At 72.0% G+C, this 15,795-nt stretch carries 12 protein-coding genes; 7 read left to right on the forward strand and 5 right to left on the reverse strand.

What is annotated here, in order from left to right:
- Window positions 1-27: 27 nt before the first annotated feature.
- The 3 genes from bcp to aroA are packed head-to-tail and all read right to left on the reverse strand — an operon-like array spanning window position 28 to window position 2,958.
- A complete protein-coding gene (gene bcp, locus ACYQ1L_RS06060; protein ID WP_460003338.1) occupies window positions 28-504 on the reverse strand; it encodes a thioredoxin-dependent thiol peroxidase in 477 nt (158 codons plus the stop codon).
- Between the two features lie 37 nt (window positions 505-541).
- On the reverse strand, window positions 542-1,615 hold the full coding sequence (gene rsgA, locus ACYQ1L_RS06065) for a ribosome small subunit-dependent GTPase A (RefSeq protein WP_460005766.1): 1,074 nt from the start codon (window positions 1,613-1,615) through the stop codon (window positions 542-544).
- 5 nt (window positions 1,616-1,620) lie between these two features.
- A complete protein-coding gene (gene aroA / locus ACYQ1L_RS06070) occupies window positions 1,621-2,958 on the reverse strand; it encodes a 3-phosphoshikimate 1-carboxyvinyltransferase (RefSeq protein WP_460003339.1) in 1,338 nt (445 codons plus the stop codon).
- A gap of 63 nt (window positions 2,959-3,021) precedes the next feature.
- Here aroA and ACYQ1L_RS06075 point away from each other — a divergent pair, with 63 nt between their 5' ends.
- Genes ACYQ1L_RS06075 through ACYQ1L_RS06090 form a run of 4 tightly spaced genes read left to right on the forward strand, consistent with a single transcriptional unit; the run spans window position 3,022 to window position 6,706 of the window.
- Complete coding sequence (locus ACYQ1L_RS06075) at window positions 3,022-3,720, forward strand: sigma-70 family RNA polymerase sigma factor (RefSeq protein WP_460003340.1); 699 nt, start codon at window positions 3,022-3,024, stop codon at window positions 3,718-3,720.
- Window positions 3,717-3,962: an alpha-ketoglutarate decarboxylase gene (locus ACYQ1L_RS06080; protein ID WP_460003341.1), complete on the forward strand. Its 246-nt coding sequence runs from the start codon at window positions 3,717-3,719 to the stop codon at window positions 3,960-3,962. Before ACYQ1L_RS06075 ends, ACYQ1L_RS06080 begins: the two co-directional genes overlap by 4 nt.
- Before the next feature lie 57 nt (window positions 3,963-4,019).
- Window positions 4,020-5,333 (forward strand): GNAT family N-acetyltransferase, encoded by a 1,314-nt coding sequence (locus tag ACYQ1L_RS06085; protein WP_460003342.1) that lies wholly within the window; start codon window positions 4,020-4,022, stop codon window positions 5,331-5,333.
- 29 nt (window positions 5,334-5,362) lie between these two features.
- On the forward strand, window positions 5,363-6,706 hold the full coding sequence (locus ACYQ1L_RS06090; RefSeq protein ID WP_460003343.1) for an APC family permease: 1,344 nt from the start codon (window positions 5,363-5,365) through the stop codon (window positions 6,704-6,706).
- Window positions 6,707-6,713: 7 nt separating this feature from the next.
- On the opposite strand, the gene ACYQ1L_RS06095 is transcribed toward ACYQ1L_RS06090, so the two are convergent.
- Entirely contained in the window at window positions 6,714-10,412 is a 3,699-nt protein-coding gene (locus ACYQ1L_RS06095) for a multifunctional oxoglutarate decarboxylase/oxoglutarate dehydrogenase thiamine pyrophosphate-binding subunit/dihydrolipoyllysine-residue succinyltransferase subunit (RefSeq protein ID WP_460003344.1), read from the reverse strand.
- A gap of 237 nt (window positions 10,413-10,649) precedes the next feature.
- On the opposite strand from ACYQ1L_RS06095, the gene guaB1 reads away from it, so the two are divergent.
- From guaB1 to ACYQ1L_RS06110, 3 genes are all read left to right on the forward strand, one after another.
- On the forward strand, window positions 10,650-12,113 hold the full coding sequence (gene guaB1, locus ACYQ1L_RS06100; protein WP_460003345.1) for a GMP reductase: 1,464 nt from the start codon (window positions 10,650-10,652) through the stop codon (window positions 12,111-12,113).
- Window positions 12,114-12,271: 158 nt separating this feature from the next.
- On the forward strand, window positions 12,272-13,585 hold the full coding sequence (locus tag ACYQ1L_RS06105; protein WP_460005767.1) for a hemolysin family protein: 1,314 nt from the start codon (window positions 12,272-12,274) through the stop codon (window positions 13,583-13,585).
- Window positions 13,582-14,643: a hemolysin family protein gene (locus ACYQ1L_RS06110; protein WP_460003346.1), complete on the forward strand. Its 1,062-nt coding sequence runs from the start codon at window positions 13,582-13,584 to the stop codon at window positions 14,641-14,643. Before ACYQ1L_RS06105 ends, ACYQ1L_RS06110 begins: the two co-directional genes overlap by 4 nt.
- Before the next feature lie 79 nt (window positions 14,644-14,722).
- On the opposite strand, the gene ACYQ1L_RS06115 is transcribed toward ACYQ1L_RS06110, so the two are convergent.
- Window positions 14,723-15,790 (reverse strand): NADH:flavin oxidoreductase/NADH oxidase, encoded by a 1,068-nt coding sequence (locus ACYQ1L_RS06115; protein ID WP_460003347.1) that lies wholly within the window; start codon window positions 15,788-15,790, stop codon window positions 14,723-14,725.
- Window positions 15,791-15,795 lie beyond the last annotated feature (5 nt).

The raw sequence follows: 15,795 nt of genomic DNA on the forward strand, positions 1-15,795 counted from the left end.
CCGCTCGAAGGTGCGGACCGTCTGGCGTCAGGCCGCGAGGCCGACCAGCTTGCGGATCCGAGCCACGTGGCCGGTGGCCTTGACGTTGTAGAGCGCGTGCTCGATGACGCCGTCCTCGTCGATGACGAAGGTCGAGCGGATCACGCCCTCGATGACCTTGCCGTAGTTCTTCTTCTCGCCCCAGACGCCGTAGGCGCGGTGCACGGCGAGATCGGCGTCGCTGAGCAGCGGGAACGAGAGGCCGTCGCGCTCGGCGAACTGCTTGAGCTTCGCGACGTCGTCCCGGGAGACGCCCAGCACCGAGTAGCCGGCGCCCTGGAGGGAGGAGAGGCTGTCGCGGAAGTCGCACGCCTCGGTCGTGCAGCCGGGGGTCATCGCCGCAGGGTAGAAGTACAGGATCACCCGGCGCCCGCGGAGATCGTGCAGGGAGACGGAAGCTCCGTCCTGGTCCTGGAGGGTGAAGTCGGGCGCGGTGGTGCCGGGTTCGAGGCGCTGTGCAGTCACTCCTCCAGGCTACCCGTCCGCGCGACCGGGGGAGCGGTCAGAGCTTGTCGGCGAACGTGGCGAGCAGCCGCTGCAGCGACTCCAGGCGCGCCAGTCCGGCGTCCCCGAGGGCGCCGTCGGCGGCGGCCTCGTTGAGCGCGCAGTCCTCCGCGTCGGGCAGGTGCGTGCAGCCGCGCGGGCAGTTCTCCGCGATCGCCGCCAGCTCCGTGAACGCGGCCAGGATGTTCTGCGGATCCACGTGCCCGAGGCCGAACGAGCGCACGCCCGGCGTGTCGATGACCCACCCGGAGCCCAGGGACGAACCCGGCGCGAGGGCGGGGGCGACGTAGCGCAGCGACACCGTCGACGACGAGGTGTGCCGGCCCCGGCCGGTGACCTCGTTCACATGGCCGGTCGCGCGGCCCGCCCCGGGCACCAGGGCGTTCACGAGCGTCGACTTGCCGACCCCGGAGTGCCCCACGAAGACCGTGGAGTGCCCGATGAGCGCGGCGCCGATCTCGTCGACCGGCATGCGCCCCTGAGCGCTGGTGAAGACCTGCAGATCCAGACCGGCGAAGTGCGTGAGGAACTCGGTCGGATCGGCCAGGTCCGTCTTGGTGACCACGAGCAGCGGGCGGATACCGGCGTCGAGCGCCGCCACCAGGTAGCGGTCGACGAGGCGCTCGCGCGGCTCGGGATCCGCGGCCGCGACCACGATGAGCATCTGGTCGGCGTTGGCGACGATGACGCGCTCCACCTGATCGGTGTCGTCCGCGCTCCGGCGCAGCAGCGAGGAGCGCTCCAGGATCCCGACGATCCGGCCCAGGGTGCCCTCCTCGCCCGAGGTGTCGCCGACGACCCGGGCGGCGTCGCCGGTGACGATCGCGGTGCGCCGGAGCTCGCGCGCTCGCGCGGCGGTGATGGTGCGCTCTTCGTCGGTCCCCTCGCCGAGCAGCACGGCGTAGCGTCCGCGGTCGACGCCCAGCACGCGCCCGATCTCGGCGTCGGCGTGCGCGGGACGACGCTTGGTGCGCGGGCGATTGGCCTTGGGGTTCGGCCGGGTCCGGATCTGGGATTCGTCGAAGTCGTCGAGGTCGTCCTCGCCGTCCCCGTCGTCCCAGACGCCGTCCATCCAGCTCACGCCCTCTCGCTCCCCGGGGCGACGCCGGCCAGCAGCCGCTCCCACAGCTGGGTGAACTCCGGGAGCGTCTTCGCGGTGGTGCCGATCTCGTCGATCTCGACGCCGGCCACGCGCAGGCCGATGAGCGCTCCCGTGGTCGCCATGCGGTGGTCGTGGTGGGCCGGCCAGGTTCCGCCGTGCAGTTCGGCGGGGATGATCCGGATGCCGTCCTCGAGCTCCTCCGCCTCGCCGCCCAGCGCCCGGAGGTTCCCCGCCAGCGCCGCGATCCGGTCCGTCTCGTGCAGCCGGATGTGCCCGATCCCGGTGATCGTCGTCGGCGCCTCGGCCAGGGCTGCGAGCCCGACGAAGGTGGGTGCGAGCTCGCCCGCGGCCGACAGGTCGAACTCGCCGCCGCGGATCCGTCCGGTGCCGCGGACCGTGAGCACGTCGCCGTTGCGGTGGACCGCGGCGCCGAGAGGTGCCAGCAGCTCCGGCAGCAGCGCGCCCGGCTGCGTGGAGCGGCTCGGCCACCCGGCGATCGACACCTCTCCGCCCGCGACGAGGGCCGCCGCCAGGAACGGCGCGGCGTTGGACAGATCGGGCTCGATCGCGGTCTCGCGGGCGCGCGGGGAGCCGGCCTCCACCATCCACTCGCCGGGCGCGGGCCGGGTGACCTTGATGCCGCGGCGGGTCAGCGACTCCACGGTCATGTCGATGTGCGGCATGCTGGGCAGGCGCGCCCCGGTGTGCACGAGGTGCAGGCCCACGTCGAAGCGGGGGGCGGCGAGGAGCAGGCCGGACACGAACTGGCTGGACGCGGAGGCGTCGATCTCCACCCGGCCGCCGCGTATGTGGCCTCGGCCGCGGATCGTGAACGGCAGCGACCAGCTGCCGTGGTCCTCCACGTCGATGCCGAGATCGCGCAGGGCGTGGATCATGGCGCCCATCGGCCGGTGCAGGGCGGACTCGTGCGCGGTGAGCAGCACGTCGCCGTCGGCGAGGCCGGCCAGCGGGGCGATGAAGCGCATGACCGTGCCCGCCTGACCGCAGTCGACCGTGCCGCCGCCGGTGAGGTGCGCGGGCGTGACCCGCAGGTCGGGGCCGAACTCGCCGGAGCCGCGCTCCTCCTCGACCCCGATGCCGAGGGCGCGCAGGGCGTCGATCATGCGGGCGGAGTCGTCGGAGTGCAGGGGAGCCGTGACCAGGCCAGGACCGTCGGCGATCGCGGCCACGACGAGCTCGCGGTTCGTGAGCGACTTGGATCCGGGCACGCGCAGCTGCGCGTGCAGGACACCGGCGGCACGCGGCGCCGACCAGCGGCCGCGCGGTGCGGGGGAATACGTCGAAGCGCTCATCGGTTCCTACCCTACTGAAGGCCTCCGATCGGAGACCGCGGGAAGACGGAGAAGGACGGGCCCATGCTGGCGACGCTCGAGCGAGTGCCCCTCGACCTGGACGGCTCGGTGCACCTCGATCTCGACGGCCTAGACTGGCTGGCGATGAACGATCAGGCACCGCTGGACGCGCAGCCCGACGCGGAGTCCTCCGCGCGCCGGGAATTCGAGGAGCAGGCGATCCCCTTCATGGATCAGCTCTACGCCGCCGCCATGCGCATGACGCGCAATCCCTCCGACGCCGCGGATCTGGTGCAGGAGACGTTCGTGAAGGCGTTCGCCTCGTGGTCGAGCTTCACCCAGGGTACGAACCTGAAGGCCTGGCTCTACCGGATCCTGACGAACACCTACATCAACATCTATCGCAAGCGGCAGCGCGAGCCCTACCAGGGCACGATCGACGAGCTCGAGGACTGGCAGCTCGGCGGCGCCGAGTCGACTACGGCCACGCACAGTCGCTCGGCTGAGGCCGAGGCGATCGACCGCATGCCCGCCTCCGTCGTCAAGGAGGCCCTGCAGGCGGTCCCGGAGGACTTCCGGCTGGCGGTGTACCTCGCCGACGTCGAGGGCTTCGCCTACCAGGAGATCGCCGACATCATGAAGACCCCCATCGGCACCGTGATGAGCCGCCTGCACCGCGGGCGCCGCATGCTGCGAGAGCTGCTGGCGGAGTACGCCGCGGAGCGAGGCATCGCCGCGGCCGGCACGAGGAGCACGAAATGACGGACTGCGGGTGCGCCAAGGCGCGGCAGGACCTGGAGGAGTACCTCCGCAACGAGATGTGCAAGACGAAGCACTCCGACATCCGCGAGCATCTCGAGCACTGCACGTCGTGCGCAGAGGAGGCTCTGGTCGCCACCACGCTTACCGAGGTCGTGTCGCGGGCATGCAAGGAGACCGCGCCCGAGGAGCTGCGCGACCAGGTGCTGGCGCGTCTGCGCGCCGTGCAGGCCGCCGTCCACTGACCTCGTCCTGTCGTCGACGGCGATCCCGGGCGTCTGCCGCCTGGATACGCTGAGATCATGCACACCTCCGACGCGCGCACCGTCCCGGCCGACCCCCGCTCCCAGGAGCGGCTGAGCGTCGCCGGGCTCGACTACCGCGCGGTGGACATGACGGATCCGGTCGCCGCCCGTGCCTTCGCGCGCGCCGACGCCCGGGGCTTCCTCGACAGCGAGCCGCGCGACGAGAACATCGCGCTCATGCGCGAGATGATGACTGAGCGGCGCAACATCGGGGTCTTCGCCGCGGATGCCGGTGCGGACGCGCTTCCCGTGGCGACGGTCAGCTCCTGGATCACCCCCATGACCGTGCCGGGATCGGCCGGAGCGCACCTGCCCCTGTGGGCGATCAGCGCGGTCACCGTCTCGGCGACCCACCGCCGCCGCGGGATCGCCCGGAACCTGCTCGAGGGCGAGCTGCGCGCGGCCGCGGACGCCGGGGTGCCGATCGCCGGTCTCACCGCCACCGAGGCGACGATCTACGGCCGGTACGGATTCGGCGCCGCGGTCCCGGTCGCCTGCCTGCAGGTCGACGCGCGGCGTGCCCGCGGGATCGCCCTGCCCGCAGGCGACGCAGTGACGGTCGAGTACCTCGAGCCGGACGCACTGATGACGGCGCTCGACGAGGTGCACGAGCGCACCCGGCGCACCCGCGTCGGCGACATCCCGGGCTGGCCGCTGCGCTGGCGGCGGATGGCGGGGCTCGTGCCCGGCGACGAGAAGGCCCGCGCGGTGCGCGGCGTCCGCGCGGTCGACGCCGACGGCAGCACCTGCGGCGTGCTCGCCTACACGCTCGACGAACTGCGCGACGAGTTCGGCGCGGACCTCCTGGTGCGACACCTCGATGCGGAGACGCCGGAGGCGCTGCGCGCGCTGTGGGCCTTCGCGGTCAACCACGACCTCATCCGGACCGTGCATGCCGATCTCCGCCCGGTGGACGACCCGCTGCCGTGGCTGGTGGCGGACCAGCGCGCGGTGCAGACCGTCGTGCACGACCACGGGTGGCTCCGGATCCTGGATGTCCCGGTGGTGCTGCGGTCCCGCGGCTATCGCGCGCCTCTGGACGCCGTCCTGCGCGTGACGGATCCGCTCGGCCTGGCGGAGGGCTCCTGGCGTCTGCGGATCGCGGCCGACGGCACGGCGACCGTCGAGTCCACGACCGAGGACCCGGACGTCGAGCTCGGCGTGGACGCCCTGAGCTCGCTGTGCCTCGGCGGGGTGAGCGCCACGACCCTGCACGCGGCCGGTCGCATCGGTGCGACGTTCCGGACCGCGGCGCAGCTCGAGAACGCCCTCGGTCTCCCCACGGCCCCCTCGCTCAGCATCTGGTACTGAATGTCCGACGCCCCCGCTACCGTCGAGCCATGACTGCGATCCGCCCGGCAGAGGGCGCCGACGGCACCGGACTGACCCCGGAGGACGGGCGCGCGGGCCTGGGTCTCGCGCCGGGCATCGCGCTCTATCTGGCGTCCGTTCTCGGGACCGGCCTGCTCGTGCTGCCGGGACTCGCCGCGAAGACCGCAGGCCCCGCCAGCCTCATCGCGGTCGGGGTGATCACCCTGCTCGCGGTGCCGCTCGCCGGCGCCTTCGCGGCCCTCGCCGCACGCCATCCCGACCCCGGCGGCGTCGCCAGTTACGCGCGCACCGCGCTGGGCCCCACGGCCGCCCGCGCCACCGGATACTGGTTCCTCTTCGGCGTGGCCGCCGGCGGTCCCGTCGTCGCGGTCCTCGGCGCCCGCTACATCGCGACAGTCGTCGGGATCGACCGGGCCGGCATCCCATGGCTGGCGCTCGGGTTCCTCCTGGTGCCGTTCGTGGCGAACCTGTTCGGGGTGCGGCTCACCGGATGGCTGCAGCTCCTGCTCACCGGCCTGCTGCTCGCGATCGTGGTCGTGGTGGTCGCGGTCGCGGCGCCCGCGGTGCGGCCGGAGAGCTTCACGCCGTTCCTGCCGCACGGCTGGGGCGGCGTCGGCACCGCGATCGTCATGTTCGTGTGGGCGTTCGCGGGATGGGAGGTGGGCACCCACATCTCCGGCGAGTTCGCCCGGCCCCGGCGCACCATCCCGCTGGCGACCGCGATCACGCTGGTGCTCGCCGGCGGGTGCTACCTCGCGCTGCAGCTCGTCACCGTCGGCGCGCTGGGGGAGGGGGCGGGCAGGGGCGACGTCGTCCTGCTGGACCTCGCGGAGTCCGGCGGGGTGCGCGCCGCGCCCACGCTCATCGGCGTGGTGTCGGCCGTGGTGGCGCTCGGCGTGCTCAACGTGTACCTCGCGGCGTTCGGCAAGCTGGGGGCGTCGCTCGCGTCCAACCGCGACCTGCCGCGCTGGTTCGCGAAGGGCGTGGAGTCCGGCGCCGTCCCGCGCCGGGCGCTGATGCTGTCGATGGTGCTGGTGCTGGCCTACTTCGCGGTGTCGTGGGCGACGGGCTTCGACCTGCAGCCGTTCATCCTCATCCACACCGCGAGCATGGTCGCCGTGTACACGATCGGCATGATCGCCGCGATCCGGATCCTGCCCCGGCGCACGCCCGGCTGGTGGATGGCCGTGATCGCGTCGCTGTGCACGATCGGCCTGCTGCTGCTCGCCGGGGCCGCCCTCGTGGTGCCGGTCGTGGTCGCGGGCATCGCGGTCGCGGTGACGCTCGTGCGCCGCGGGCGGGAACGACGACGCGGTGCCCCGGAGAACCGGGACACCGCGTCGGTGGCCTGAGCCGGGCTCAGAGGGTCAGGGCTCGTGCGAGCAGGTCGGCCTGCTCGCGCGCGTGCACCTTCGAGGATCCGGTCGACGGCGCCGCCGAGGCGGGCCGGGTGATCGGGCGCACCACGCGCGGTCCCGGCACGGTCTGGAAGTGCAGGGCGAGGAACGGCCAGGCGCCCTGGTTCTCCGGCTCCTCCTGCACCCAGACGATCTCGGCGTTCGGGTAGGTGTCGGCGATGGTCTTGAGTGCGCGCAGCGGCACCGGGTACAGCTGCTCGACCCGCACGAGGGCGATCTCCGGGTTGGGGTTCTTCTCGAGCTCGGCGAGCAGATCCCAGTGCACCTTGCCCGAGTGGAAGATGACGCGCTTGACGGCATTCCGGTCCAGCTCGCGGGTGTCGTCGATGACCGTCTCGAAACGGCCCTGGGTGAAGTCCTCCACCGCGCTGGTCGCGCCGCGCAGACGCAGCATCGCCTTCGGGGTGAACACGATGAGCGGCTTGCGCGGCTTCGCGTACGCCTGACGCCGCAGCAGGTGGAAGTAGCTCGCCGGGGTGGACGGACGCGCCACGGTCATGTTGTCCTGCGCGCACAGCTGCAGGAAGCGCTCCATGCGGGCGGAGGAGTGGTCCGGGCCCTGGCCCTCGTAGCCGTGCGGCAGCAGCAGCACGACGCTCGACTGCTGGCCCCACTTCTGCTCGGCCGCGGAGATGTACTCGTCGATGACCGACTGGGCGCCGTTGACGAAGTCGCCGAACTGCGCCTCCCAGAGCACCAGGGCCTCGGGGCGCTCCACCGAGTAGCCGTACTCGAAGCCGAGCGCGGCGTACTCGCTGAGCAGCGAGTCGTACACGAAGAAGCGGGCCTGGTTGTCCGAGAGGTTCGCCAGCGGCAGCCACTCCTGGCCGTTCGCCCGGTCGTGCAGGACGGCGTGCCGTTGCACGAACGTGCCGCGGCGCGAGTCCTGGCCGGCCAGGCGCACCGGCGTGCCCTCGACCAGCAGCGAGCCGAACGCGAGGAGCTCGCCGAAGCCCCAGTCGATCCCGCCGTTGCGGCTCATGTCGACGCGCTTGTCCATCGCCTGCTGCAGCTTCGGGTGCACGGTGAAGCCCTCGGGCTTGTTCGCGTGCGCGTCTCCGATGAGGTGGATGACCTCGAGCGGGACGCCGGTGACCTCCGGGGTGCCGATCTGCTCGTCCACGGGCGGCAGGTCGGGGGCGATCGGCGTGGCGCCGGTCTCCGCCGCGTGCGTCTCCGCGAAGGCGATCTCCAGGCGGTTCTGGAAGTCGGCCTTGGCCTGGTCGTACTCCTCCTGGGTGATGTCGCCGCGGCCGACGAGGGCCTCGGTGTACAGGCTGCGCACCGAGCGCTTGGCCTGGATCAGGTCGGTCATGAGCGGCTGCGTCATCGACGGGTCGTCGCCCTCGTTGTGCCCGCGACGGCGGTAGCAGACGAGGTCGATCACGATGTCGCGGTGGAACTGCTCGCGGTACTCGAACGCGAGCTGCGCGACGTGCACGACGGCCTCGGGGTCGTCGCCGTTGACGTGCAGGATCGGGGCCTGGATCGTCTTGGCGACGTCGGTGGCGTACACCGAGCTGCGCGAGTCGTTCGGCAGCGTGGTGAATCCGACCTGATTGTTCACGACCACGTGGATCGTGCCGCCGGTGCGGTAGCCGCGCAGCTGCGACATCTGCAGGGTCTCCACGACGACGCCCTGGCCGGCGAAGGCCGCGTCGCCGTGCACGAGGATCGGCAGCCAGGTGAAGGTGCCGATCGGCTTGCGGTCCTGCTTGGCGCGCGCGATGCCCTCGAGCACGCCGTCCACGGTCTCCAGGTGCGACGGGTTCGCGGCGAGGAGGATCGGCAGCTCGGCGCCGTCGTCGGCGATGAACGTGCCCTCCTTACCCAGGTGGTACTTGACGTCGCCGGATCCGCGCTGGTTGCCCGGGAGGGTGGATCCCTCGAACTCGCGGAACACCTGGCCGTACGTCTTGCCCGCGATGTTCGCGAGGACGTTCAGGCGGCCGCGGTGCGCCATGCCGATCGCGGCGCCGTCCAGGCCCGCACCGGCCGCGCCCTGCAGGATCTCGTCGAGCAGCGGGACGAGCGACTCCGCGCCTTCGAGCGAGAAGCGCTTCTGGCCGACGTACTTGGTCTGCAGGAAGGTCTCGAACGCCTCCGCCTCGTTGAGCTTGCTGAGCACGCGCAGCTGCTCGTCGTGACCGGGCTTGACGTACTTGACCTCGACCTTGCCCTGGAACCAGCGACGCTGCTCCGGATCCTGGATGTGCATGTACTCGATGCCGATCGTGCGGCAGTACGAGTCGCGCAGCACGCCGAGGATCTCGCGCAGCTTGAGCTGGCGCTGGCCGCCGAAGCCGTTGGTGACGAACTCGCGGTCCAGATCCCAGAACGTCAGGCCGTGCGTCTCGATCTCGAGGTCGGGGTGGGTGCGCTGCACGTACTCGAGCGGGTCGATGTCGGCCATGAGGTGGCCGCGCACGCGGTAGGAGTTGATGAGCTCCTGCACGCGCGCCGTCTTGTCGATGCGCTCCGCCAGGTCGACCGCGATGTCCTTGTTCCAGCGGATCGGCGCGTAGGGGATCCGGAGGGCGCGGAAGATGCCCTCGTAGAAGCCGCGCTCGCCGATGAGCAGCTCGTGCACCTTCTTCAGGAATTCGCCGGATCCGGCGCCCTGGATGACGCGGTGGTCGTAGGTGCTGGTGAGCGTGATGGTCTTGCCGATGCCGAGCACATCCAGCGTCTTCTGGCTGGAGCCCTGGAACTCGGCCGGGTACTCCAGCGCGCCGGCGCCGATGATGCAGCCCTGGCCCTTCATGAGGCGCGGCACGGAGTGCACGGTGCCGATGCCGCCGGGGTTGGTGAGCGAGAGCGTGGTGCCCTGGAAGTCGGCGGCGGTCAGCTTGTTGCCGCGGGCGCGGACGACGAGGTCCTCGTAGGCGGAGAGGTACTCGCTGAAGGTCAGCGTCTCGGCGCGCTTGATCGACGGGACGAGCAGGGCGCGGGTGCCGTCGGGCTTGGGGATGTCGATCGCGATGCCGAGGTTGATGTGCGCGGGGGCGACCACGCTGGGCTTGCCGTCGACCTCGGCGTAGTAGACGTTCTGGCTCGGGAAGTCCTTCAGCGCCTGGATCAGCGCCCAGCCGATGAGGTGCGTGAAGCTGACCTTGCCGCCGCGCGTGCGGGACATGTGGTTGTTGATGACGATGCGGTTGTCGATCATCAGCTTCGCCGGGACGGTGCGCACGCTCGTCGCGGTCGGGACGGTCAGCGACTCGTCCATGTTGGCGGCGAGGGTCTTCGGCATGCCGCGCAGCGGCGTCACGACGTCCTCGTGCTGCTCGGCGCCGGGCTCGCCGGTGGCGCGGTCCTGGGCCTGCGCGGGGATCGGCGCCTGACGCGCCGGCTTCGTGGTGGTGCGGGCGACCGGCTGCTGGCCGATCACCGGCACCGGTGCGGTCACCGGGTGCGCACCGGACGCCGGCGCAGGCGTGGCGGTGCCGGGGGCCGCGGGTGCGGACGGAGCGGCGGTCGCCGCCTCGGACGGACGATAGTTCTCGAGAACCGGCCACCACTCCTTGTCGACGGAGTTGCGGTCGACCGTGAACTGCTCGTACAGCTCGTCGACGAGCCAGGAATTGGCCCCGAACTCTCCATCTCCAGAAGTCCCGACGCCGGTCACCTGGCTCGACACGCTCGATCGCCCTCTTTCATCGCTGAATCGGTGGGATCCGTCCCCGGTGGTCTCCGGGTATGGCCACTCATCCGGGTGTCAAGCCTAACGTGTCGACGACCCGTACCGGGCCCCCGCGCGGAGGTTCCGGCGGGTCCGATCCGCCGGGGCTCCGAGGACCGCTCCGCCGGCGCGCTCGCGGGCCGTGCCGTGGCAGGTCGCCGGACGGAGAGGAGACCGGACGGCTACCCTGAGACCATGCAGTTCTCCGGCGAGCTCCCCATGGTCGACCTCACGTATTCCGACGTGTTCCTGGTGCCGCGTCACTCCGATGTGACGAGCCGGCTGCAGGTGGATCTCGCGCCCCACGACGGCACCCCGGCGACCATCCCGCTCGTGTCCTCGAACATGAATTCGGTCACCGGTCCGCGGCTCGCCGCGACGCTCGCCCGCCGGGGCGGGATCGGCGTGCTGCCGCAGGACATGCCCCTGCAGCAGCTGGACGAGGCGATCCGCTGGGTCAAGCGCCAGCCCGTCGCGTGGGACACGCCGATCGTGCTGTCGCCCCTCGCCACCGTCGAGGACGCGCTCCGGCTGATGCCTGCCACCGAGGGGCGCGGCATCGTCGTCGCCGATGCGCCCGGCGGCCCCGACGGACTGCACGCCGACGCCATCCACGGCGTCCTGCCGGCCACCCGGCTCGCGACGGCGCTGCGCGACGCGCAGCTGGGCGACCTGACCCGCGCCGACTCGCCGTCGCTGGATGCGGAGGACGTGGCCGACCCGCGCGCCGCGTTCGACGCGATCACCGCCGTCGAGGCCGAGATGGTGACGGTGCTGCAGCACGGGCGTCTCGTGGGCACGCAGACCGCGCGCGGCGCGCTGCGCTCCACCCTCTACCGCCCGGCCGTGGACGCGTCGGGCCGTCTTGCGGTCGCCGCCGCGGTCGGCATCAACGGCGACGTCGCCGCGAAGGCGAAGGCCCTCGCCGCCGCCGGGGTGGACGTGCTCGTGGTCGACACCGCGCACGGCCACCAGGCGGGTATGCTCCAGGCGCTGCGCACGGTGGCGGCGCTCGAGCTCGGGATCCCCATCGTGGCGGGCAACATCGTCACCGCCGACGGCGTGCGCGACCTCGTGGAGGCGGGCGCATCGATCCTCAAGGTCGGCGTGGGGCCGGGCGCGATGTGCACCACGCGGATGATGACCGCGGTCGGGCGCCCCCAGTTCTCCGCCGTGCTGGAGACCGCACAGGCGGCCGCCGAGGCAGGCGCCCACGTGTGGGCCGATGGGGGAGTGCGCTATCCGCGCGACGTCGCGCTGGCGCTCGCCGCGGGCGCGGCGTCGGTGATGATCGGATCCTGGTTCGCCGGGACCATCGAGGCCCCGGGCGAGCTGCAGACCGACGCGGACGGCCGCATCTACAAGGAGTCCTGGGGCATGGCCTCGACGAAGGCCGTGCAGGCGCGTTTCGGTCGTCTCGACGCGTACGAGCGGGCGCGCAAGGAGCTGTTCGCGGAGGGCATCTCGTCCTCGCGGATCTACCTGGATCCGCTGCGGCCCGGCGTCGAGGACCTGCTGGACATGATCACCTCCGGCGTGCGCTCCTCCTTCACGTACGCCGGCGCCTCGTCGGTGCCGGAGTTCCACGAGCGTGCCCTGGTCGGGCTGCAGTCGGCCGCCGGGTACGAGGAGGGCAAGGCGCTCCCGGTCAGCTGGTGACGCCCGCGCGGCCGACGCCCTCGTCGTGCGGCATCGGGCGATCGCGCAGGTTCGCGGCCGCGCGGTGCCAGTAGACTCGTGCGCACCATGGACGACCCTCCCTCCAGTAGTACCTCGCCCCACTGCCCGCTCTCCGCTTCGGCGGAGGTGACACCGTGATGGACTACATCTGGTTGGGCGTGGGGCTTCTGCTCATCATCGGAACGGGGCTGTTCGTGGCCAGCGAGTTCGCTCTGGTCAACCTCGACCGCGCGGACCTGGAGGCCCGGCGGGAGCGCGGCGAGAGCCGGCTGAGCATGACGATCGCGGCGTTGAAGATCACGTCTACGCACCTGTCCTCGGCCCAGCTCGGCATCACGCTGACGACCCTGCTCACGGGTTTCACGATGGAGCCGGCGCTGTCGAACCTGCTGCGCCCGGTGCTGACGGTCTGGGGGATCCCCGAGCCGGTCACCGTCACGATCGCGGTGGTCGCGGCCATGACGGTCGCCACGATGTTGTCGATGATCCTCGGCGAGCTCGTCCCGAAGAACTTCGCGATGGCGCTGCCCGTCGCGACCGCCAAGCTCGTCATCCCGTTCCAAACCGCGTTCACCTGGGTGTTCCGCCCGGTCGTCGCCCTGCTGAACGGCAGCGCCAACGCGGTGCTGCGGGCGATGGGCATCGAGCCCAAGGAGGAGCTCAGCGGCGCCCGCTCCGCCGAGGAGCTGAGCTCGCTCGTGCGCCGCTCGGCGAGCGCCGGCGTGCTCGAGGAGGACACGGCGACGCTGCTGGACCGCAGCCTCGGGTTCGCCCGACTCACCGCGGGCGACGTGATGACTCCGCGCCCCAGCATGCACGCGATCGCCGCGGCCGATTCCGCCGACGACGTGATCGGCTTGGCCCGCCGCACCGGGCACAGTCGCTTCCCGGTGTACGCCGAGGATCTGGACGACATCACCGGCGTGGTGCATCTGAAGGCCGCCGTGTCGGTGCCCAGGGACCGCCGCACCGAGGTGCCGGTCGGCGCCCTCTCCTCCGAGCCGCTGCGCGTGCCGGAGACGGTGCACCTGGACGCACTCGTCGCGGAGCTGCGCGGCGGCGGCTACCAGCTGGCGATCGTGGTGGATGAATACGGCGGCACCGCGGGGATCGTCACGCTCGAGGATCTCGTGGAGGAGATCGTCGGGGAGGTGTCCGACGAGCACGACCGCAGCAGGGCGGGCGTCGTGAAGGGCCGCGACGGGATCACGTTCCCGGCCGAGCTGCGCCCGGACGAGCTCCGCGGGAGCACGGGCATCGAGGTGCCGGAGGGCGACGTCTACGACACCGTCGGCGGGTATGTGATGAGCGTTCTGGAGCGGCTGCCCAAGGCCGGCGACGAGGTGCCGGTGCCCGGCGGCACCCTGCATGTCGTGCGCATGCAGGGGCGTCGGGTGGATCGGATCCGCTTCATCCCGGCGCCGTCCGCCGAGGAAGGGGGCGAGCGATGAACGATTGGGCCGGAATCGCCTGGCTGTTCGTGCTCCTCGCCTGCAACGCGTTCTTCGTGGCCGCGGAGTTCGCAGTGATCTCGGCGCGGCGCTCGCAGATCGAGCCGCTCGCGGAGCGGGGATCCCGATCCGCGCGCACCGCCCTGTACGCGATGGAGCACGCGACCCTGATGCTCGCCACCTCGCAGCTGGGCATCACGGTGTGCTCGCTGCTGATCCTGAACGTCTCCGAGCCCGCCATGCACCACCTGCTCGAGGCGCCGCTGCACGCCGTCGGCCTGGCCGAGACCGCGGTGGACGTCGTCGCGTTCGCGATCACGCTCGTGCTGGTGTCGTTCCTGCACGTGATCTTCGGCGAGATGGTGCCGAAAAACCTGGCGTTCTCGGTGCCCGACCGGTCGGTGCTGATCCTGGCGACTCCGCTGGTGTGGCTCTCGAAGGTGTTCTACCCGGTGATCCGGGCGCTGAACGCGACCGCGAACGGCGTCGTGCGGCTGTTCCGCGTCGAGCCGAAGGACGAGGCCGCCTCGACGTTCACGCTCGAGGAGGTCGCCACGATCGTGGACCAGTCCCGGCGTGAGGGCGTGCTGGACGACTCCGCCGGAACCGTCAGCGCGGTCGTCGAGTTCACCGACAAGGATGCGCGTGACGTGGCGGTGCCGCTCGCCGGCCTGGTCACCCTGCCGCTCGGCGCGACCCCGGACGACGTGGAGCGCGCCGTGGCGAAGCACGGCTTCTCCCGCTACGTCATCGTCGACGCCGAGGGCGCCCCGGTGGGCTACGTGCACCTGAAGGACGTGATCCGCTCGGCGGAGGGCCCGGAGGCCGCCGCGCGGGCGGGGCTGCCGATCCCCGCGAAGCGGATCCATCAGATGGTGCCGATGCAGGAGGACACCGACCTCGAGGATGCGCTGGCGATCATGCGCCGGGCGGGGCGTCACCTGGCCCAGGTGCGCGACGCGGCCGGCGAGACCACCGCGGTCCTGTTCCTGGAGGACATCATCGAGGAGCTCGTCGGAGAGGTGCGCGATATCACGCGGCGTGGCTTCGGCCGCTGATCCGGCGCCCTTCGCCTCGCCTTCCGGGTCCTGAGCGAGCCGAAGGCGGGACGAAGGACGCTTCGGGACCGGCCGGGGCTCAGCGCCAGCGGGCGCGGAGGTACTGGTCGGGCCAGGCGATCTCGTCGCCGAGCTCGTGCGCGGCCCGCAGTCCGAAGTGCGGGTCGCGCAGCCACTCCCGTCCGGCGAAGATCGCGTCCGCAGCGCCCTCGGCGAGCACGCTCTCTGCCTGCGCGCCGCTGGTCAGCAGGCCCACGGCGGAGGACGGGATCCGTCCGCCCCGGCGCACGGCCGCGGCGAGCGGCACCTGGTAGCCGGGGTGCACGTCGATGCGCTGGTGGGCGACGAGCCCGCCGCTGGACACGTCGATGAGGTCCGCACCCCGGGCGACGGCCCACTCGCCGACCTGCGCGGCCTCCTCGGCCGTGAAACCGCCGGGCGCGTGGTCGGTCGCCGAGATCCGCACGAAGAGCGGGACGTCCTCGCCCGCGACCGCGCGCACCGCTTCGGTGACCTCGAGCAGCAGACGCGCCCGGTTCTCGAGCGAGCCGCCGTACGCGTCGTCGCGGCGGTTGCTGAGCGGGGAGAGGAACTCGTGCAGCAGGTAGCCGTGCGCGCCATGGATCTCCAGCACGTCGAACCCCGCGTCCAGGGCGCGGCGTGCGGCGGCGGCGAAGGCCCCGACCACGGCGGCGATGCCGGCGGCATCCAGGGCCGCCGGCTCGGCGAACCCCTCGAACGCGATCGCCGAGGGTGCGACGGTGGGCCAGCCGCCCTCCGTGAGGGGAACGGAGCCCTGCTCCGGAGCCCAGGGCCACCACGTCGAGGCCTTGCGGCCGGCGTGCGCGAGCTGCACGCCGATGTGCGCGCCGCGTGCATGCACGGCCGCGACGATCGGCGCCCACGCATCGCGCTGCGCGTCGTTCCACAGGCCGGTGTCGCGCGGGCTGATCCGCCCCTCGGGGATCACCGCCGTGGCCTCGGCGACGATGAGGCCGGCACCGCCGGACGCGAACTGGGCAAGGTGCGTGTGGTGCCATTCCTGCGGCACGCCGTCGACGGCGCTGTACATGCACATGGGGGAGACCCAGAGCCGGTTGCGCAGGACGAGGGAGCGGAGGGGCAGCGGGGAGAACAGAAGACTCACGTGAC

This window comes from Microbacterium xylanilyticum (assembly GCF_054654695.1).